The sequence below is a fragment of the Mycolicibacterium flavescens genome (assembly GCF_001722335.1).
In the GTDB taxonomy this organism is placed as follows: domain Bacteria; phylum Actinomycetota; class Actinomycetes; order Mycobacteriales; family Mycobacteriaceae; genus Mycobacterium; species Mycobacterium flavescens.
Genome location: NZ_MIHA01000001.1, coordinates 421,285 through 439,933, shown reverse-complemented (window position 1 = coordinate 439,933; position 18,649 = coordinate 421,285). Strand labels below are relative to the sequence as shown.

Here is an 18,649-nt window from a genome sequence, read left to right as displayed (position 1 = left end):
GTGAGCCTGACGTCGGCACTGGACATCATCGACCTGACACCGAGGATCGGCAGCGAGATCCGCACCGACCTGGACACGCTGCTGAGCAGCCGGTGCGCCGAAATGATCCGCGACACACTCGAACAGCGCGGCGTGGTGTTCTTCCGCGGGCTGCAGGTCAGCGACGAGCAGCAGGTCGCGATCGCCAGGACGCTGGGCACGGTCGTCGCCAACGAGGGTGAGGACGGCATCTACAAGATCTCGCTCGACGAATCGGTCAACCAGCGCGCGAAGTATCTGCGGGGCTCGCTGTTCTGGCACTTCGACGGTTCGCTGCAGCCGTACCCGAACCTGGCGACGCTGTTGCGGGCGGTGCGGTTGTCCGACACCGGCGGTGACACCGAATTCTGCAACACCTACGCCGCCTACGACGATCTCCCGCAGGCCGACAAGGACCTGATCGCCGACCTGCGCGTGGTACACAGCGCCGAGCGGTCGCAGTATTACGTCACCCCGGAGATGAGCTACGACGAGATCGCGTTCTGGCAGAAGTCGCCGACGAAGGAATGCCCGTTCGTGTGGACGCATCAGTCCGGCCGCAAATCACTGCTGCTGGGTGCGACGGCCGACTACGTCGTCGGGATGCCGGTCGAGCAGAGCCGCGCACTGCTTGCGCGCCTTCGGGACTGGGCGACCCAGCCGCAGTACGTCTACCGGCATCAGTGGGAGGTCGGGGACCTGCTGATCTGGGACAACACCGGCACCATGCACCGGGCCCTGCCGTACGCCGTCGACAGCGGCCGGCTCATGCACCGCACGATCCTCGCCGGCGAGGAGCCGCTGCAGTGACGCAGGATCCGCTGCTGCGGCCGCTGACCGTCGATGAATGGGGCGAGGCCGAGTACGACGCCGTGGGCGCGCTGATGGGTGTGCCGGGACACGACGTTCCGCGCGCCGGCTCCGGCGAGCCCCGCGACCCGCTGCGGTTCGACATCCTCGGCGTGCTGGCCCGTCACCCGGCGATGGCGCGGAAGTTCCTGGTCTACAACGCTTTTCTGTTGCAGCGCGGCGAGCTGCCGTTGCGGCTGCGCGAACTGGCCGTGCTGCGGCTGGCCTACGCCCGGCGCTCGGCGTTCTTCTGGGGTGAGCACGTCAAGATCGCCAGGGCCGGCGGACTGTCCGACGACGACATCGACGCGCTGACGCGCGGGAACACCGGGTTCGACGGGATCGACCGGCTGGTCCTGGAGGCGACCGACGAACTGCTGGCGCACGGCCGGGCGACGCCCGAGCAGTGGCAGCGCCTCGTCGACGACATCGGCACGCACCAGGCGATGGAGCTGATCTTCGTCGTCGGCACGTACGGGATGCTCGCGATGGCCTGCGACACGTGGCAGCTGTCTCCGCCGGCGGGCAGCGCGCAGCTGCCGGACTAGCTTTCGCGCCGCCGCCAACTGCGCAGCCCTCGGTGGGCTGCGAACGCGCCCGCCACCGCCGTCACGCACCACACCGCGATCGCCACGTACGTCAACGGTGAGTTCAGATCTGAAATCGACGCGCCCAGTGCGGTGTACACGAACGCCCGCGGCACCGAACCGATGAAGGCGCCGACGGCCATCTGCCACAACGGAACCCCGAACGCGCCGAACCCGTATGAGGCAAGCGCGTCGGAGATGCCCGGGACGAACCGCTGCCCGACGACCGCCCACAACCCGCCGCGGGCGATCAACGCGTCGAGCCGGACGGACCGCTCCTCACCGAGCAGCGCCCGCGCGCTGTCACGGCCGGCCCGCCTGCCGACGAGGCTGGTGACGACGGCCGTCGTGACCGTCGCACCGAGCGTCGCGAACGTGCCGACCAGCGGGCCGAACAGCACCCCGCTGGCGGCGGCCAGGATCGGGCCCGGCACGAACACCGCGCCGAGCAGACCCGACACCACGACGTACACCAGCGGTGCGACCGGTCCGGCCGAGGCCACCGCGCCGCGGACCTGATCGACGTCGATCACATCGGCGACCGCGGCCAGGTAGAACATCACGGCCAGGAACGTGACGAACACCGCGAGCCGCAGAATGTGCCGTCGCCGCGAGACGGGCTCGTCGAGGGTCATGTCGCCGTTTGTCATGTGGGGGCCATCTTGCCGCACGAGCGGCAGCGCGGACCCGCGGACTGCGGTCAGGACCAGCGGCTGTCGAAACCGGCCTGCCGCAGGGCGAGTTGAGCGGCGCGCTCTTCCGGCGTGACGAACGCCGCGGCAGGCAGGTGGTCGCGCAGCGCCTCATGCGACATCACCTGCTGCGAGACGATGCGCGGAGCGTCGAGGCCGAGATCCTGGAACCGGATCGCGATGGCGCCCTGGTTCAGACCGCTGGTCGACACCCAGTTCGCCGCGCCCGGGTCGGTGGGGGAGATGACGACCGTGTACGTGCCGTCGGCGTTGCGCACCGCCTGCTCGTTGTTCAGGCTGCCGGGTTCGCTCCAGTAGTCGTCGGTGATCGTCCAGATGTTGTAGGTCGGGACGATGAAGTACCCGGCGTCGCCGGGATCGATCGTGAGCACCAGCACCTCGTCGTCGGCGAGCTGGAAGTGGCCGTTGCTCTGCAGCTGGTTGGCCAGGAACTCCGCGTTGCTGGCGGGCTGTCCGATTTCGTTGACGGGTCGCGGCGCCCCGGTGTCGGAGTCGGTGGTGGCCAGCGCCATGTACTTGGCCTGTTCGGCCGCGCCGCGGACCACCAGGATCACCGCGGTGAACGCGCCGCGCAGCAGCGGTGGCATGTACGGCAGGGGCGGCACCACCGACACCAGCGTGGTGAGCAGCGGGTTGCCGCTGACGAACTGGCCGAGGAACGCGAACCCGCCGATCTGGGCGAACAGGCTGTTCGGCGGGCCGCCGACACGCTCGATGGACAGGCTCACCGGGACCTCGGAGTTCCAGTCGCCCAACGTGTCTCGTGCCGCGATGATGGTCGATCCGGTGGTCAGCTGCAGGTGGTTTCTGCGGCCGTTGGCGGGCTCCCGGCTCACGGTGATCGTGAAGGTGCCGTCCTCGTTGACCTCGAGATCGTCGGCGGTCAGGATCGCCGAGGTGGTGCCGCCGACACCTTCGAGCACGCTGAACGTGGTGTCGGAGGGTCGCCCGTCGGCGGTCATGTCGTGGAACCGCCCGGTGATCACGTACTCCGACGCCCCGTTGACCCCCATGAAGCGGTAGATGGTGTCGGGGTTGTCGTAGAGGATCCGCGAACCCGGGACCGCCTGCCCGAACCAGACGTGCGGCGGGGCGACCTGCGCGACGACCTTCGGGTTCATCGAGTCGAGCAGCTGCTGCTGGAACGCCGCGCCCATCGCGTACTCGTCGACGGCCCGGTTCAGCGCCGCCATGTTCTCGGCGTCGATACCGTCCGGGTAGAGCCGCTGCGCTGCAGCCAGGAACTGCTGCCGCAGAACCATTTTCATGAGTATGACCGGAAGCGTGCGTACGGTGCGCGCGGCGATCCGCTCGGCGGCAAGCTGTTCGGGGGTGGCCAGTGGACTGACCGTCTCGGTCGCGACGACCAGCGCGGCGGCCGTCGGTGTGGCGGTCGCGGACTCTGCGGGGGTGTTGCCGATCTCGCGGCGCGCGAAGCCGAGCATCGCCCACAGCAGTGGAGACGACGGCGTCGGTACCGCCGGGCCTTGCGTGGCCAGGGGGCCGAACCCCAGCGCCGAGAGCATGGAGCCGACGACGGTGGGCACTGCGGTGACCGCCGCGGTGGCCGGCGGTTCCGAGGTGACCGGCGCGACGGCGGCTTCGGCTACCGGAGATTCCTCCTCGACGGGTGCGCCGAGGTCGGTCGCGATGTCTTCGACCGGATCGGGTGTCGGCTCGGGCGTGGTCTCGGTGGTGCGGGATACGTTGCCGCTGAAGGTCACTGCCGGCTCACGGTCACCGGTGCGCTTCACCGGGGCGGGATCGTCGTCGTTCTTCTTCGGCTCGACCGGTTCGTCGTCCTCGGCTGTGTCGTCTAGAGCCTCGTCGTCTAGAGCCTCGTCGTCCTCGCTCTCGTCGTCCTCGGCTTCCTCCTCCTCGTCTTCGCCGGCGTCGTCGTTGTCTGAGAGGTTCCCGCCGACAACGGAGTCCGGCGAGGTGTCCGTACCGGCGGCGCCGGCATCGGCGGCTTCGGAGGTGTCCGCGCCGGTGTCGTCGGCGACAGCAAACCCCGGAGTCGTCGCGACCGCCGCGCCGACACCGAGTGCGACCGCCAGCGCGCCGACCCTGCCGACGAACCGTGCATATGAGTTGGGCGTGGTTGCCACGGCGGGAATCCTTTCCCGAAACGGTCTCGGAGCGGTCGTCGAGCAAACTTCCGTGGCCGTACCGTAGCGAAGCCGGCGGCAAATATTTGCGACTTCGACACATCGACAGCCGCCATTCATGTACCGTTTGGTACATGCTCACGGAGTGTGGCGTCGACATCGATGCGCCCGCAGACCTGGTGTGGAAGGTGTTCAGCGATGTCGAGCGCTGGCCTCAGTGGACGGCGTCGGTCACGCGGATCGTCGCCCTGGACGGGGAAGCGCTGCTGAGCGGCCGCCGGTTCGCGATCAAACAGCCGCGAATGCCGGAGCTGGTGTGGGTCGTCACCGACGTCAACCCGGGGACGTCGTGGACCTGGGAGCAACGTTCGTCGGGCGGATTGACCACGGCACGGCACGACGTCGTCGCGGTCTCGGCGACGCGCACCCGTGTCGACCAGCGCCTCGAACAACGCGGCCCGATCGGAGCATTGGTGGGCCTGGCCATGCGGTCCATGACGCGGCGCTACCTCGACCTGGAAGCCGCCGGCCTCAAGGCGCGCTGCGAACACCACGATGGCTCGACCACCTGACCTGCGGCGGCGCCAGGAGCTGTTGGACACGCTGGTGGCCGAGGTCGCCGCCGCGGGGATCGGTGACCGCTCGCTGCGTGATCTGGCCGCCGCCGTCGGCACCAGCCACCGCATGCTGTTGCATCACTTCGGCTCGCGCGACGAACTGATGCTGGCGATCGTCAGCGCCGTCGAGCAGCGTCAGATGGACCTGATGAGCGAACTGCCGCCGGACCCCGCCGATGCGGTCGCCGCGATGTGGGCGCAGCTGCGGCGACCGGAGCTGCGGGCACTCGAGCGGCTGTTCTTCGAGTGCTATGCGCGCGGCGTGCAGGGTGAGGAGCCGTTCGCCCGGATGCTGCCGGGTGCTGTCGACGACTGGCTGGCGCAGGCGGGCGACGCCGAGCCGGCGATGATGCGGCTCGGCTTGGCGGTGGCGCGCGGGCTGCTGCTCGACCTGGTCGCGACCGGGGACCTCGCCGGGGTGGACGCGGCGGCCGCGACGTTCGCCGAACTCGTTCGCGGCGCGGTCAATCCGCCTTCGTGATCGCCAGTACCTCGGCGTTCGGCAGAGCGGTCAGCACATCCGCGGTGGCTAGCAGCTTGGAGCCGCGCACCCCGCCGCCGATGATCACGTGTTCCCGGGCGACGACGTGCTCGTCGATCAGGATCGGCCAGTCGTCGGGCAGGCCGACCGGGGTTATGCCGCCGTACTCCATACCCGTCAGCGTTACCGCGGTGTCCATCGCGGCGAACGAGATCTTCCGCGCGCCAAGGTGTTTGCGTACCACCCCGTTGACATCGGCGCGGGTGGTGGCCAGCACCAGGCAGGCGGCGTACCAGACCCGCTCGGCGCGTCTGGCCTCGACGACCACGCAGTTCGCCGACACGTCCAGCGCGACGTCGTAGTGCGCGCAGAACTCGGCGGTGTCGGCGAGCGTCGGATCGATCTCGGTGACCCACAGCCCGTCGGTCAGCCGCGGCCGCACCGGTTCGGCGACCAGGTCCGGCGCGGTCGTCGCCGCCACGAAGGTCAGCTTGCCGAGCTGCACGTCAGTCTTCGCTGCTGTGTCGGTCGCCGATGAACTCCAGCAGCAGCGGGTCGTCGGAGGTGAACACCTCGACCTCCTCACCGCCGTCGCAGCGCAGCAGGGCGACGGTCACGGTGTCGCCTCGCCGACCGCGTACTTCCCAGATCGCGCCGGAGTCCTGCCAGCGCTGCAAGTCTGCTCGTCGATCCACCGGCATACCCACCACAATGCCATCCGGTGCGTGCGACGATCGGGGCATGCCCGGGAAACAGCGCCGATGACCGTCGTCCTTGCCTTGCGGTGTGCCGACGGGATCGTGGTGGCCTCGGACTCGCAGATCACCGATCCGGTGCGGGGGCTCAGCTATCCGGCGCAGAAGCTGCATCCGCTCGGCGGCAGAGCCGCGTGGGGCGGCAGCGGTTCGCGCGCGGTGCTCTACGACCTGGAGAGGATCTTCGCCGACGAAGCCGACGCCATCCTCGAAGCGCCGGAGGTCGGGCACGCGCTGCAGGACCGCATGCTGCCGGTGCTCAAGCGCCACTACGCGAACTTCATCACCGATGTGCCGGAGACCCCGCCCGGCGCCACTCCCGCGACGTACGTGCTGGCGGCCGGCTACTCCGACGGTGAGCCGTTCATCGTCGACGTCGATCCGCACGGGCTGATCGGCCACTACGAGGAGATCGGCTTCCACGCCGTCGGCAGCGGGTCGCCGATGGCGCAGCAGGCGCACGCGCTGCTGTCGCATTTCCGGATGGCCGAGCGGCCCGTCGACTACGGGATGGTGGCCGCGTTGCGGGTGCTCGACGCACTGGACACTTCCTCACCGAGCGTCGGTGGCCCGATGGATCTGTGCCGGATCACGCCCGAGGGCGCGCAGCATCTCGACGACGACGAGATCGCCGGTCTGCGCGACCGCGTGGGCCGGTGGATCGACATGGAACAGCAAGTGCTCGACGGGCTCTTCGACTGATGGGGAAGGAAAACCTAGCCTTACTCGATTCCGGTAGGCTCGTCCGGAAATGACCGAGATCGACGATGCACCCACTCCTGTGCTGCCGCGTGAGCTGACCGACATCTCCGACGAGGTCCGCGCGGTCGCGGCCCCGCCGATGCCGACGCTCGGCCCGCCGTACGACGTCAGGCTCGCCGACCCCGACCGTGACGCGGAAATGATCTCGGAGTGGATGAACCGCCCGCACCTGGTCGAGTCGTGGGAGTACCCGTGGCCGCCGCAGCGCTGGCACCGTTATCTGAGTGCCCAACTGGCAGGGCAGTATTCGCGACCGTTCGTCGGCGATTTCCGCGGTCAGCCGTTCGTCTACGTGGAGTTGTACCGGGCCGCGAAGGATTCGATCGCGCCGCGCTACGACGCTCATCCGCACGATATCGGCCTGCACGCCGCGATCGCCGAGTTGCGGTTCGTCAACCGTGGTATCGGCCCGATTCTGTTGCCGCGCTTGACCGCCAATATTTTCGAACTCGACCCGCAATGCCGTCGGATCATGTTCGACCCCGACCACCGCAACTCCGGGGCCCGCGCCGTGTGCGAGTGGGCCGGCTGCGAATTCCTCGGCGAGCACGACATGCCGAACCGCCGGATGGCCCTCTACGCCCTCCCGCGACCAGACGCGAAGTGACCCGAAAACCGCCGGAAACAGGACACTTTGCGACTGCTCGGCGGGCTCAGGGGAGCTGGTTGAACTCGGCGTAGCCGTCGTGGTCGGGTTTCATGGCCGCCGCCACCAGCTCCCACAGCACCTCGTCGGTGCCGCCGCCGACGCGGGCGAGCTTCATGTCCCGCCACCACCGGCCCAGCGGGGTCTCGTCGACGAGATAGCCCGAGCCGCCGAAGATGTGCATACATTCGTTGACGACCTCCTCGCCCAGCCGTGCGGCGTTGACCTTCATCGCCGCCGCGGTACGCAGGTCGAGCTTTCCGGTCGCCGCGATCCCGTCCAGGGCATACCGCAACATGTCGACGCGGGCCTGCAGGTCGGCCATCCGCAGCCGCAGCGCCTGGTGCTCATACAGCGTGTGACCGAACTGCCGACGAGCCATCATGCGCGCCAACGTGATTCCAATGACACGTTGTGCCGAGGTCGACACCAGACCGGCGACCGACATCCGTTCCTGCGCCAGCCCCCACGAGATCGCGGCCAGCCCGATGCCGGCGCGCGCCACCAGCGCATCGGCGGGCACCCAGGTGTCGATGTGCACGGCGGCGGTGTCCAACGGGCCCGCGCCGACCTTGCGGTACGGCGTCTGAACCTCGCACTGCGCCAGCGGCACAGCGATCACCACGACGCTGCCGTGCTTGCTGTTCGGGTCGTGGTCGACGTGACGCGCCACGCACATGACATGGTCGGCGATCGGCGAGAGCGACACGAACTTCTTGACGCCTTTGACCTCGAAACCATCGCGCACCGAGCGGATCTCGGTGCCGACGATCTGCAGGTCCGACCCGCCGGACTGTTCGGATGCGCCGATGCACAGCACGGCCTCACCGCGCACGGCCTTCTCGGCGATGTCCTTGAGGTAGTCGGACTTGCCGAAGCGGCGAAGGATCGCGATCGCCGAATCGTGCAGCCCCACGCCGACGCCGATACCGGCCGAACCCAGGGTGCCCAGCTTGCGGGCCAGTTCGATGACCTTGGCGACGTCGGGATGCTGCTGTCCGGGCGGCCATTTGGCAGCGAACACGCCCTCGGCGCCGAGGTACTCGATCAGCTCCCTCGGAAACTGCTCGCTCTCTTCGGCTTTCGCGGTCCACTGAGTCACCCGGTCGTCGAAGACCCGGTCGAGGAGCTCGCGAAACTCGGCGAGTGTGTCGGCGTTGCTCATCTGCCTGCTCCCTCCAGCGTGCGCTTGACTTCGAGCCTGCGCAGCTTGCCCGACGAGGTCCGCGGCAGCGCACCGGGTTTGACGAACATCACGTCGGCGGGCACGACGCCGCAGTGCGACGCGACGCGGGCCACCACGGCGCTGCGGGCGGCGGGTTCGTCGTTGCCCTTGAACTCCGCGGCGATCACCAGACCGGGACGTGCCGAGGCCTCGCCGGTGCCGACCGCGACGACGCAGCCGTCACGCACACCGTCGATCTCGGCGGCGATGCGTTCGATCTCGGTGGGGAACACGTTGCGGCCGGCGACAGTGATCAGTTCCTTGGCGCGACCGCAGACGACCAGCCCGTCGTCGGTCAGATAACCGAGATCACCGGTGCGAAGCCACTCTCGCGGGTCGAGTGGCGTCTCGCCGACGTAGCCGGTCATCAACGACGTGCCGCGCACCTCGACCTCGCCGACCTCGCGTCCGGTCACCTCGGTGGCGTGGGCGCAGTCGGTGTTGATCCGCACCTGCATGCCGTCGATCGGATGGCCGAGCACGGCGAACCGTCGGGTCGCCTCGCCGGCCCCGGTGCCGACCGTGACGTCGTCGACGCGGAGCCCGGAGAACGGCTCGGGAATGGTGACGGCACAGGTGGATTCGGCCAGGCCGTAGGAGGGCGCCAGCGAGCTGGGCTCGAAGCCGAACCGGCTCATCTCGTCGGCGAAACGCTGGTAGCCCAGACAGTCGACCGGCTCTCCGCCGTTGAGCGTGAAGCCGAGATTGGACAGGTCGTAACCCGAGAGGCTGCCTGCGTACTTGCCAATCAGGTTGAACGCCATGTTCGGTGCCGCGGTCATGGTGGCTTGGCTCTCGGTGAGCCATTTGAGCCAGTTGAACGGGGAGCCGGCGAACGCCGTCGTCGGGGCCTGCCACAGATCGCCGCCCGCGAGCGTGGCCACCAGCACGAAAGACAGTCCCATGTCGTGGTAGATCGGCAGCCAGCTGTGCAGCCTGCTGCGCTGGTCGACGTTGATGCGGGTGATCAGCCCACGAAGGTTGGCCAGCGATGCGGCAGGCGAAATCTGCGCTGTCCGAGGCGTTCCCGTCGAGCCGGCGGTGCCCTGCAGGATGGCCACGTCGGCCGAGTCGGGCCCGCGGAACGTCGTCGAACGGCGCGGGTGCCCGACCTCGCCGAGATCGTGCACGGTGATCCCGTCGGCGTGCGTGCGCAGCAGGGCCAGTTCGTCTCCCTGGCTGAGCACCGACGTCACTCCGATGCCCCCGAGCCGCGCAAGCGTGCTGCGGGCCCACTGGTCGGGGTCGGCGCGCCGGATCGGGCCGGGCAGGATCGACAGCCCCGCGCCGGCGAAGAACGCGCCGGGGATGGCGGCGATGAACTCGACCGTCGGTTCGCCGATCAACCCGACGCGGGTGGCGCCGTCAGCGCAGATCCGTTCGGCCACGTTCTCCGCGCGGGCATGCACCTCCGGCCAGGGGTGGCGCGACCATCGGCCGCTGTCGAGCACCGCCAGACTGGTTGGGGCGCTGGACATGGCCGCCGACAGCGCCGCCGCCAGCTCGGTCACGAGTTCGTCGGTGTCGCAGTCGCTTTGGCCAGGATGGCCGCTTCCAAGTCGCCGATCGTGTCGCAGCTCAGAAGATCCTCTTCGCTGAGCGCCACGCCCAGTCGGTCCTCGATGGCCACCATGCCGACCGCGAACGCGACCGAGTCGAGGCCGACGTCGTCGATGAGGCGGGAGTCGCGGGTGACTCGTCGGACGTCGACGTTCATGTCGTCGCGCAGGATCTCGGCAAGCGCGACGCTGACGGCTTCTGGATTAGACGGGTTCACGGCGTGCGACGGTACTACGTCGAATCAGGTAAGGCTAGGCTTACACCCGCACGTCACACCCAGCAAACGTCACAGTAGAGTGCCGATCCAGTGGCCCGCCGCGGCGGCCGCCAGCCCGAGAATGACGCTCGCCACGATGTTGGTGACGGCCAGCCCGGTGCGCCCGCCGTCGCGCAGCTCGAGCGTCTGCAGCATCCAGGTGGAGAACGTGGTGTAGGCGCCGACGAACGCCACCCCGGCCAGCAGCGTCGTCGTCGGGCCCGGCGCCAGCCCGGTGATCACGCCGAGCACCAGTGCGCCGGAGATGTTGACCACGAAGATCCCGGACGGGAACAGTCCCGGCAACCGGTGTGACACGGCGCGGTCGACGAGGAAGCGCGCCACCGCGCCGGCGCCGCCGAGAAGCGCCACGCACACCCACGCCACGACGGTCATCGCCGCGCCCATCTGGCCGCCAGCCACCCAGCCACCAGGCCGGCGGTGATGCTGGCGACGGCGTAACCGGCCGCCAGCGCGAAGTGCTCGCGCTCGATCATCCGCAGCATCTCCACCTGCATGGTCGAGAACGTGGTCAGCCCGCCGCACAGGCCGGTCCCCAGCAGCGGGCGGCGGTAGCTGTTGTCCGGCAGCCGGGTGGCCACGTAGCCGAGCAGGAAGGCTCCGACGATGTTCACCGCGAACGTCGGCCACGGCCAGTGCCCCGGCTCGGGCGCGGCGAGGGTCTCGACGGCCGCGCGAACGACCGTGCCGATCGCGCCGCCGACGAACACGGCGAGCACCTCACGGCCGTCGTAACCGAACACAGGCCAAAGTATGGCCGCACCGGGGCGCGCGTGGCGCGGTGCAAGGAGCAGAATCGGGGGTATGGCGGCCAACCCCCGAGCCGGTCAGCCGGCGCAGCCCGAGGACCTCATCGACGTCGCCCAGGTGGTGACGGCGTACTACACCCGCGAGCCCGACCCCGACAACGTCGACCAGCAGGTGGCGTTCGGCACGTCAGGCCACCGCGGGTCGAGCCTCGATGCGGCGTTCAACGAGGCGCACATCGTGGCCACCACGCAGGCGATCGTCGAGTACCGCGCCGCTCAGGGCACGACCGGGCCGCTGTTCATCGGCCGCGACACGCACGCGCTGTCGGAGCCGGCGTGGGTGTCGGCGCTGGAGGTGCTGGCCGCCAACGACGTTGTGACGATGATCGATTCGGCGGACCGCTACACCCCGACGCCGGCGGTCAGCCACGCGATCCTGACCTACAACCGCGGCCGCGGCGCCGGTCTGGCCGACGGCATCGTCGTCACCCCGTCGCACAACCCGCCGCGCGACGGCGGCTTCAAGTACAACCCGCCCAACGGCGGGCCCGCCGACACCGACGCCACGGGTGCGATCGCCAAGCGCGCCAACGAGCTGCTGCGCGACGAGTTGCGCGGCGTCAAGCGGGTGCCGCTGGGCCCGGCGCTGGCCGACGCGCAGCGGTATGACTATCTCGATGCGTACGTCGCGGACCTGCCCAGCGTCGTGGACATGCACGCGATCAGCGCGGAGAAGATCCGCATCGGCGCCGATCCGCTCGGCGGGGCCAGCGTCGACTACTGGGGCGCCATCGCCGAGCGGCACAACCTCGACCTGACGGTGGTCAACCCGCTGGTGGACGCGACGTGGCGGTTCATGACGCTCGACACCGACGGCAAGATCCGGATGGACTGCAGCTCGCCGAACGCGATGGCGTCGCTCATCGCCAACCGCGAGCGATTCCAGATCGCCACCGGGAACGACGCCGACTCCGACCGGCACGGCATCGTCACCCCCGACGGCGGGCTGCTCAACCCGAACCACTATCTCGCGGTGGCCATCGACTACCTGTATGGGCACCGGCCCGACTGGCCGGAGTCGACGGCGGTGGGCAAGACCGCGGTCAGTTCGTCGATCATCGACCGCGTCGTGGCCGGGCTGGGCCGCAAGCTGGTCGAGGTGCCGGTCGGGTTCAAATGGTTCGTCGACGGATTGATCAGCGGCACAATCGGTTTCGGCGGCGAGGAGAGCGCGGGCGCGTCGTTCCTGCGGCGCGACGGGTCGGTGTGGACGACCGACAAGGACGGCATCATCCTGGCGCTGCTGGCCTCGGAGATCCTGGCGGTGACGGGTCAGACGCCGTCGCAGCGGTACGCCGCGCTGGCCGAGAGGTACGGCGCGCCGACCTACGCGCGCGTCGACGCGCCCGCCGACCGCGAGCAGAAGGCGCGGTTGGCCAAGCTGTCCGCAGAGCAGGTCACCGCGACCGAACTGGCCGGCGAACCGATCACCGCCAAGCTGACGAACGCGCCGGGCAACGGTGCGCCGCTGGGAGGGTTGAAGGTCACGACCGAGAATGCGTGGTTCGCCGCGCGGCCGTCGGGAACCGAGGACGTGTACAAGATCTACGCCGAGTCGTTCAAGGGACCCGAACACCTGGCGGAGGTGCAGGAGGCCGCGCGCGAGGTGGTCAATAGGGTCATTGCGTGAGCTCTGATCCGCAGAGCGACTGTCGTCCGGTCGCGAAACCTCGGCTGCCCCGGGAAGTGTGGGTGCTCGTCGGCGCCAACGTGGTGGTGGCGCTGGGTTACGGCGTGGTGGCGCCGGTGCTCCCGCAGTACGCCCGGCACTTCGGGGTGAGCATCAGCGCGGCGACGTTCGTCATCACGGCGTTCGCGGTGATGCGACTGGTCGGGGCGCCGCCTGCGGGGCTGCTGGTGCAGCGGCTGGGGGAGCGGCGGGTCTACATCAGCGGGCTGCTGATCGTCGCGGTGTCGACGGCGGCGTGCGCGTTCGCCGAGACGTATTGGCAGCTGTTGGTGTTCCGGTCGCTGGGCGGGATCGGCTCGGCGATGTTCACGGTGTCGTCGCTGGGGTTGATGATCAGGATCTCGCCGTCGGACGCGCGTGGTCGGGTGGCGGGGCTGTTCTCGTCGGGCTTCATGGTCGGGTCGGTGGGCGGGCCGATCCTGGGCAGCCTCACGGCCGGGTTCGGGCTGTCGGCGCCGTTTCTGATCTACGGTGCCGCGCTGCTGGTGGCGGCGACGGTGGTGTTCGTCAGCTTGCGCAACTCGGCGGTGGTCGGGAGGTCTGACGACGACGTCGAGGCGGCGGTGCCGTTCCGGAAAGTGATGCGGCACCGGGCTTATCAGGCGGCGCTGTTGTCGAACTTCGCGACCGGGTGGGCGTCGTTCGGGTTGCGGATCGCGCTGGTGCCGCTGTTCGTCGTGGAGGTGCTGGGGCGTGGACCCGGTGCGGCGGGGCTGGCGCTGACGGCGTTCGCGGTGGGCAACATCTCGGTCGTGATCCCCAGTGGCTATCTGTCGGACCGGCTGGGCCGTCGCAAACTGTTGATCTTCGGGTTGACGTTGGCGGCGGTGTCGACGGCGTTGGTGGGCTACACCACATCGCTGCCGGTGTTTCTGGTGGCGGCGTATATCGCGGGGGCGGCGACCGGGATCTTCGTCTCACCGCAGCAGGCGGCGGTCGCCGATGTGGTGGGCAGCAAGTCGCGCGGCGGCACCGCGGTGGCGACGTTCCAGATGATGGCGGACTTCGGCTCGATCGGCGGATCGCTGCTGGTCGGGCTGATCGCGCAGCACACGTCGTTCGGGTTGGCGTTCCTGATCAGCGGGGTGATCCTGGGCGTGGCCGCAATCGGGTGGATCTTCGCGCCGGAGACGCGGCCGCGACCGTCGGACCAGCACACGCCCGCGCGCCCACTCGGTCCGGAGGCCGGCGGGGAAGTCCCGTAACCAGCGATTTTGAGGGCTCCGTGCGGTTGGTGTAACTTCGATGAGCACGACTCAAGGGGCTATGGCGCAGTTGGTAGCGCACCACACTGGCAGTGTGGGGGTCAGGGGTTCGAATCCCCTTAGCTCCACTCATTTCCGCAGTTCAGAGGGCCGCGACCTCGTGAGGATTCAGCCGAAGGTCGCGGCATATGGCTTCGGCCCGCCGTCGCGTCCGAAGGGGCGCCAGCCAGTAGTTCTCGGTCATCGCCGCCTTGGCGGAAAGCAGACCAGCACTTCTTTTCGAGTCGGCTGAGAAGGTATCGGCTCAACGTCCCTGACGGTCGGGGCTTGAAGGCAGGCCCAAGTGGTCGCGCACGTCGGTACCTCAGCTCGTCGCCCGACATCGAAGGCACCTGGTCGAGGTCCAGCAAATAAAACATAGGGAAACGCCTGATTCCTTTTCTGGCCGTCGAGCGCACACTTGGTGTTGTGCGCGGACCCTGGGGGGCCGTCTCACATTTCAAGATCAAATGGGCTACGCCAAACGATTTCGACCACAGTCGAGCCGCGTCGCCGAGGCCGTAACAGCCATCGGGGTGGCCTCGGCGACAAGTGCAGTAGCCCTTCACATCGAAGACAGGGGCGGGGGCTCAACATGTTGAAACGGATATTGATGGTCGGGATAGCTGCGGCCTCGATCGGCGTTGGCGGCGGCATGGGGATGGGGGCGGCATCCGCCAACCCGGCCGTGTGCGGAGTGCCGGGGACACCGCCGTGTGCGCCGTCTCTGACTCCCGAGCAGCAGTGCGCTTTGTTCGCGTGGCGGACCTGGACGCCGTGCAACTGGGCAGGGATGCAGGTGCCGATTGGTACGCCGGGCAGCGTCGGCTGATGATGCGCCAGGAGACGACGGGCATTAGAAGGACACTCGCTGCCGTCGGCATCGAGCTCGTCGCTGCTCCTGCCGCCTCGGCGGCCTACTAGTTGAGCCGACGTGACATGTTGAGCGGTACGGACGACGTCGACCCCAACGCCGAGACCCAGTGGGGGTACAGCAGGTACAACGACTACCAGGACTATCCCTACAGTCTGGAGAGCGCTCCCACGCCCATCGTGACGACCCGCTCGGATTCCTCGTCGGTGATTGCCATGGCCATCTTGGCGGCGGCGGTGATGATCTGCGCGGCGATTGTGGTCGTGGTGGTGGTCAACACTCCCAACACCCCGACGTCGACACCCGGTCCGACAACCATCATCAGATCGACGGTCACCGCCGCGCCGGAGCCGTCGTTGCCGGCACGCACGCATACCCCGACGCCGACGTCCGTCGCCGCGCCGCCGCCCGTACACGACACGGCCGTCCCAAGGGTGCCGGTGCCAGTGGTCACCAGCCTGCAACAGCTGCGTACTCAGGCCGCTCTCGACACCCGCATTGGCCTCAACGCGGGCAGCCTCTGGGTGCCGCAGTTGAGTTCCAAGCGACCAGGCACCGTCGATGACGGGATCGTTTGGGACAACGACGATATCTGGCAGGAGCACCTGCGGCTGCGGCAGCAGTACGGCGCGATCCTGCTGTGGTCGGGGGACTGGAACTTCGATGACGACGACCTCTGGGTGACGGTGGCGACCGAAGGCTTCCCCAGCGCTGAGGGGGCGCGACAATGGTGCCGCAACCACGGTCGTGACACCTGGCACTGCTTCCCGGCTCAGCTACGGTGATCGACAGTCTTTAGTAACCCGACGCGGCGGACTTACGCCTCGTCAGTTGTCGGCCGATCAATGAGTGACCGCTGTTCGAAGCTCCTTTAGCAAACACATGGAATAAGTCTTAGGATCTGTTTTTGACTGTTGTCGGGGGCGTCATGGGCATTCGCAGAAGCTCTACATGGGGTGCTACTGCCGGTCTGGTCGCGGGCTTACTGGTTGCACCAGTGGCCTCGGCCGACCTATTCACCGTCTGCCCGTCAGGCATGAGTGGGGTTGTCACCGCGGACACAAGTTGCGCCTTCGCCGACAATGTTCGGTGGGCGTGGTACAGCCAACCCGGAATGATCGTCACGGCTTACAGTCCAGTCACCAACGAGTCGTACACAATGCAATGCACATCAGCGGCCACCACCTACTGGCCCGAAGCGAAACGGTGCGTAGGCGTGAACTCCTACGGCGTCGGCCTGATTGTCTTCATCGACTAGGGCACAGCGGCGGTGTCCATAAGGTTTGAGGAGCCGGCGTGCTTCGACAGGAGCAACTCCGTACGGTCGTGAAGGTTCGAATTCTTCGCCCACTCATCTCCGACGCCCACCCTGTGTAGCTCAAAACAGTCTCGGCGCACGCCTCTAGCCCGGATGACCGCTTCTTGGTCACCGGGTTCAAGGTGTGGGCCGTCAGGCCGCGTGGCCGCCGGGTGGTGAGCGTCCGCCGGGATGATCGCTGGGGTCAGGCAGTGGCGGGTCGGCACCGGCCTCGGGGTGGTGGTCTTGGCTGGCGGCTTCTGTGGTCCCGGCCGGCTCGAATCGTTCGTCGTCGTCGACGGGGTCAGGCGGTCGCGGGTCGGTACCGGCTTCTGTGCAGTATCGGTCCACGTCGGCCGGTTGCGGGCAAGCCAGCTCCAAGCGTTCGCTCTCGTGGATCGAGTCTGCCGGCGGATCGGGCTCGCGGTGGTCTTGGTCGACGGGATCGCCCGGTTCTGCGGCCACGCCCGGTTGGTCGACCGACTCGGCCGATTCTGGATGGCCACCAGGCTCGCCGGCACGGTCGGCCGGCGCCGGGCGTAGTTCGGCATCGCGGTGATCTCCGTCGGGGGGATCTGCCGGTTGCGTGTCGTCTCCGGGTTCGTCGGCCCCGACGGCCGCTTCGGCGGCTGGGTCGAAGGGTTCCTCGTCCTCGTCGTTGTCGGGGCGTAGGAGCAGTTCGGGGCGGTGGTGGTAGTTGAGGCGGGCTTGGCCGGTGTCCAGTGGTGGTGGGGGTAGCCATTCCACGTCGTGGCGTTGGCTCATCCTCGTGGTCCAGCCGCCGTCGTTGTTGACGCTGCGGTTATCGGGTCCACAGGCCAGGCCGAGCTCATCGACGTTGGTTTGGCCGCCGTGGGTCCAGTCGTCGGTGACGTGATGGGCTTGGCAGCCGTAGGCGCCGACGGTGCAGCCCGGTTTGGTGCAGCCCCCGTCGCGGGCGATCAGCATGATCCGCTGCGCGCGGCTGGCGGTGCGTTTGCTGCGGTACAGGTTCAGTGCTGATCCGGTGGCCCGGTCGAAGACTGCCAGGTAGTGACGGGCGTGAGCGGCCATGCGCACCACGTCATCGATGGGGACCACGGTGCCCCCGCCGGTGGTGCCGATCCCGGCCCGCGATTCCAGATCTTGCAGGGTGGTGCGGATGATGACCGAGACCGGCAGCCCGTTGAGTTGGCCCAGATCCCCACTCATCAACGCGATCCGCCCGACGGCCAGCAGCGCGTCATGCTGGCGTTGGGCCAGGCTGCGCTGATCGTTGTCGATCTGGGCCTGGGTCGGTGTGCCCGAGATGCAGGGGTGTTCGTCGGCGGGGTTGCACATGCCGGGGGCGGCGAGCTTGGCGAACAACACCTCGAAGACCGCCCACGCTTCGGGGGTCATCGTGGCGCGTAGTTCGACCATGCCGTCTTCGCCCTGTTTGGACTTGGTCACGCCGCGTTTGCGGGCCCGTTCGGCCTCATCGGGGACCGGGCCGTCCTGATCCATCAGAAACAACAGCAACGCCGCGCTGTCCTGCACCGCGCTAGGCCCAGCAGCGGCCGCGCAGCGCACCAACTTCAGCTCGAAGCGCTCACGGGTGGCGGTGTCGACGAACCCGGGCACCTTGTTCATCGCCTTGCGGATGATGTCCACATGCTCGGCGGTGATCAACCCATGGGCTTGGGCGGCGGCGGTGGCCGGCAGACGCGGGGGCAGCATCTGGCCGGTCAGCCCCTGGCGCGGGGCCAGCAGCTCAGTCTCGGTCAGGCGCCGGTTGGCCTCACTGGTCGAGATCCGCCACCGCACACTCAAGGCTTCTCGCCACGATTTGGCGCCCAACGCCGCCGGAGTGGTCTCGGTCTGCAGGCGCGCCAACGCGCGGTGCCCGACCGCGGGCAGCCGGCAACGCTGGGTCTCCAGCTCATCGAGAACCTCGATCAGTTCCGGGGCCGTCGACAGGTCGAAATCGCAGGCCGCCAACCGGTCAACGGCCGCCCGCAACCCGGCCATCGCGTCCTGCAACTCCGTCCCCGACATACTTCGAACATACATTCGAGGTCTGACAAGTCTCGGGCGCGTCGAATCCTTTGACAGTCGGGCACTCTCGGCGCGGCGCGAGCGTGCACGAACGCCGGAATTTGCGCGGCGTGTCGTGTGC

Annotated in this window: 20 protein-coding genes, 1 tRNA gene and 1 pseudogene; 11 read left to right on the top strand and 11 right to left on the bottom strand. The window is 68.4% G+C overall.

Annotation, left to right across the window (positions count from 1 at the left end):
- A complete protein-coding gene (locus BHQ18_RS02145) occupies positions 1-828 on the top strand; it encodes a TauD/TfdA dioxygenase family protein (RefSeq protein WP_069411896.1) in 828 nt (275 codons plus the stop codon).
- Entirely contained in the window at positions 825-1,415 is a 591-nt protein-coding gene (locus BHQ18_RS02140; RefSeq protein ID WP_069411895.1) for a carboxymuconolactone decarboxylase family protein, read from the top strand. Before BHQ18_RS02145 ends, BHQ18_RS02140 begins: the two co-directional genes overlap by 4 nt.
- Here BHQ18_RS02140 and BHQ18_RS02135 read toward each other — a convergent pair.
- Both BHQ18_RS02135 and BHQ18_RS02130 read right to left on the bottom strand, forming a co-directional pair.
- The gene (locus BHQ18_RS02135; RefSeq protein ID WP_069411894.1) at positions 1,412-2,104 is read right to left on the bottom strand and encodes a TVP38/TMEM64 family protein; all 693 of its coding nucleotides are present in this window, start codon (positions 2,102-2,104) and stop codon (positions 1,412-1,414) included. The two genes, BHQ18_RS02140 and BHQ18_RS02135, sit on opposite strands and share 4 nt — an antisense overlap.
- Before the next feature lie 50 nt (positions 2,105-2,154).
- On the bottom strand, positions 2,155-4,275 hold the full coding sequence (locus BHQ18_RS02130; protein WP_069411893.1) for a DUF1214 domain-containing protein: 2,121 nt from the start codon (positions 4,273-4,275) through the stop codon (positions 2,155-2,157).
- Positions 4,276-4,409: 134 nt separating this feature from the next.
- Between BHQ18_RS02130 and BHQ18_RS02125 the strand changes: the two genes are divergently transcribed.
- Positions 4,410-4,847 (top strand): SRPBCC family protein, encoded by a 438-nt coding sequence (locus BHQ18_RS02125; RefSeq protein ID WP_069411892.1) that lies wholly within the window; start codon positions 4,410-4,412, stop codon positions 4,845-4,847.
- Positions 4,831-5,373, top strand: a complete 543-nt coding sequence (locus BHQ18_RS02120; RefSeq protein ID WP_069411891.1) for a TetR/AcrR family transcriptional regulator — start codon at positions 4,831-4,833, stop codon at positions 5,371-5,373. The genes BHQ18_RS02125 and BHQ18_RS02120 overlap by 17 nt, the downstream gene beginning before the upstream one ends.
- Here BHQ18_RS02120 and BHQ18_RS02115 read toward each other — a convergent pair.
- Both BHQ18_RS02115 and BHQ18_RS02110 read right to left on the bottom strand, forming a co-directional pair.
- Entirely contained in the window at positions 5,357-5,878 is a 522-nt protein-coding gene (locus BHQ18_RS02115; protein WP_069411890.1) for a YbaK/EbsC family protein, read from the bottom strand. The two genes, BHQ18_RS02120 and BHQ18_RS02115, sit on opposite strands and share 17 nt — an antisense overlap.
- A gap of 1 nt (position 5,879) precedes the next feature.
- On the bottom strand, positions 5,880-6,074 hold the full coding sequence (locus tag BHQ18_RS02110) for a hypothetical protein (RefSeq protein ID WP_069411889.1): 195 nt from the start codon (positions 6,072-6,074) through the stop codon (positions 5,880-5,882).
- 60 nt (positions 6,075-6,134) lie between these two features.
- On the opposite strand from BHQ18_RS02110, the gene BHQ18_RS02105 reads away from it, so the two are divergent.
- Both BHQ18_RS02105 and BHQ18_RS02100 read left to right on the top strand, forming a co-directional pair.
- Positions 6,135-6,830, top strand: coding sequence for an Ntn hydrolase family protein (locus BHQ18_RS02105; protein ID WP_069411888.1), 696 nt, complete (start codon positions 6,135-6,137; stop codon positions 6,828-6,830).
- A gap of 49 nt (positions 6,831-6,879) precedes the next feature.
- Positions 6,880-7,497 (top strand): GNAT family N-acetyltransferase, encoded by a 618-nt coding sequence (locus tag BHQ18_RS02100; protein ID WP_069411887.1) that lies wholly within the window; start codon positions 6,880-6,882, stop codon positions 7,495-7,497.
- 46 nt (positions 7,498-7,543) lie between these two features.
- On the opposite strand, the gene mbtN is transcribed toward BHQ18_RS02100, so the two are convergent.
- The 5 genes from mbtN to crcB (BHQ18_RS02075) form a co-directional block, all read right to left on the bottom strand.
- A complete protein-coding gene (gene mbtN, locus BHQ18_RS02095; RefSeq protein ID WP_069411886.1) occupies positions 7,544-8,701 on the bottom strand; it encodes a mycobactin biosynthesis acyl-ACP dehydrogenase MbtN in 1,158 nt (385 codons plus the stop codon).
- Positions 8,698-10,263, bottom strand: a complete 1,566-nt coding sequence (gene mbtM / locus BHQ18_RS02090) for a long-chain-fatty acid--ACP ligase MbtM (protein ID WP_084293845.1) — start codon at positions 10,261-10,263, stop codon at positions 8,698-8,700. Before mbtM ends, mbtN begins: the two co-directional genes overlap by 4 nt.
- A gap of 5 nt (positions 10,264-10,268) precedes the next feature.
- Complete coding sequence (locus BHQ18_RS02085; RefSeq protein ID WP_084293821.1) at positions 10,269-10,538, bottom strand: mycobactin biosynthesis acyl carrier protein MbtL; 270 nt, start codon at positions 10,536-10,538, stop codon at positions 10,269-10,271.
- Between the two features lie 69 nt (positions 10,539-10,607).
- Positions 10,608-10,973: a fluoride efflux transporter CrcB gene (gene crcB, locus BHQ18_RS02080; protein ID WP_069412009.1), complete on the bottom strand. Its 366-nt coding sequence runs from the start codon at positions 10,971-10,973 to the stop codon at positions 10,608-10,610.
- Positions 10,970-11,341: a fluoride efflux transporter CrcB gene (gene crcB, locus BHQ18_RS02075; RefSeq protein ID WP_069411885.1), complete on the bottom strand. Its 372-nt coding sequence runs from the start codon at positions 11,339-11,341 to the stop codon at positions 10,970-10,972. Before crcB (BHQ18_RS02075) ends, crcB (BHQ18_RS02080) begins: the two co-directional genes overlap by 4 nt.
- Positions 11,342-11,402: 61 nt before the next feature.
- Here crcB (BHQ18_RS02075) and pgm point away from each other — a divergent pair, with 61 nt between their 5' ends.
- The 4 genes from pgm (at position 11,403) to BHQ18_RS30000 (ending at position 15,265) form a co-directional block, all read left to right on the top strand.
- Complete coding sequence (gene pgm, locus BHQ18_RS02070) at positions 11,403-13,037, top strand: phosphoglucomutase (alpha-D-glucose-1,6-bisphosphate-dependent) (RefSeq protein ID WP_069411884.1); 1,635 nt, start codon at positions 11,403-11,405, stop codon at positions 13,035-13,037.
- Complete coding sequence (locus BHQ18_RS02065; RefSeq protein ID WP_069411883.1) at positions 13,034-14,302, top strand: MFS transporter; 1,269 nt, start codon at positions 13,034-13,036, stop codon at positions 14,300-14,302. Before pgm ends, BHQ18_RS02065 begins: the two co-directional genes overlap by 4 nt.
- A gap of 55 nt (positions 14,303-14,357) precedes the next feature.
- A tRNA-Ala gene (locus BHQ18_RS02060) sits at positions 14,358-14,430 on the top strand.
- Between the two features lie 670 nt (positions 14,431-15,100).
- On the top strand, positions 15,101-15,265 hold the full coding sequence (locus BHQ18_RS30000; RefSeq protein ID WP_165614517.1) for a hypothetical protein: 165 nt from the start codon (positions 15,101-15,103) through the stop codon (positions 15,263-15,265).
- 98 nt (positions 15,266-15,363) lie between these two features.
- Here BHQ18_RS30000 and BHQ18_RS02055 read toward each other — a convergent pair whose 3' ends face one another.
- Entirely contained in the window at positions 15,364-15,669 is a 306-nt protein-coding gene (locus tag BHQ18_RS02055; protein WP_131815642.1) for a hypothetical protein, read from the bottom strand.
- Here BHQ18_RS02055 and BHQ18_RS02050 point away from each other — a divergent pair.
- Positions 15,662-16,000: a hypothetical protein gene (locus BHQ18_RS02050; protein ID WP_069411881.1), complete on the top strand. Its 339-nt coding sequence runs from the start codon at positions 15,662-15,664 to the stop codon at positions 15,998-16,000. The two genes, BHQ18_RS02055 and BHQ18_RS02050, sit on opposite strands and share 8 nt — an antisense overlap.
- Positions 16,001-17,013: 1,013 nt before the next feature.
- Here BHQ18_RS02050 and BHQ18_RS02040 read toward each other — a convergent pair.
- Positions 17,014-18,543 (bottom strand): annotated as a pseudogene (locus BHQ18_RS02040) (HNH endonuclease signature motif containing protein); the annotation flags it as partial.
- Positions 18,544-18,649 lie beyond the last annotated feature (106 nt).

Coding starts and splice junctions, on each gene's coding strand:
- BHQ18_RS02135 (WP_069411894.1), bottom strand. CDS start 2,104: ATGACAAACGGCGACATGACCCTCGACGAGCCCGTCTCGCGGCGACGG.
- BHQ18_RS02125 (WP_069411892.1), top strand. CDS start 4,410: ATGCTCACGGAGTGTGGCGTCGACATCGATGCGCCCGCAGACCTGGTG.
- BHQ18_RS02120 (WP_069411891.1), top strand. CDS start 4,831: ATGGCTCGACCACCTGACCTGCGGCGGCGCCAGGAGCTGTTGGACACG.
- BHQ18_RS02110 (WP_069411889.1), bottom strand. CDS start 6,074: ATGCCGGTGGATCGACGAGCAGACTTGCAGCGCTGGCAGGACTCCGGC.
- BHQ18_RS02105 (WP_069411888.1), top strand. CDS start 6,135: ATGACCGTCGTCCTTGCCTTGCGGTGTGCCGACGGGATCGTGGTGGCC.
- BHQ18_RS02100 (WP_069411887.1), top strand. CDS start 6,880: ATGACCGAGATCGACGATGCACCCACTCCTGTGCTGCCGCGTGAGCTG.
- mbtN (WP_069411886.1), bottom strand. CDS start 8,701: ATGAGCAACGCCGACACACTCGCCGAGTTTCGCGAGCTCCTCGACCGG.
- crcB (WP_069412009.1), bottom strand. CDS start 10,973: ATGACCGTCGTGGCGTGGGTGTGCGTGGCGCTTCTCGGCGGCGCCGGC.
- pgm (WP_069411884.1), top strand. CDS start 11,403: ATGGCGGCCAACCCCCGAGCCGGTCAGCCGGCGCAGCCCGAGGACCTC.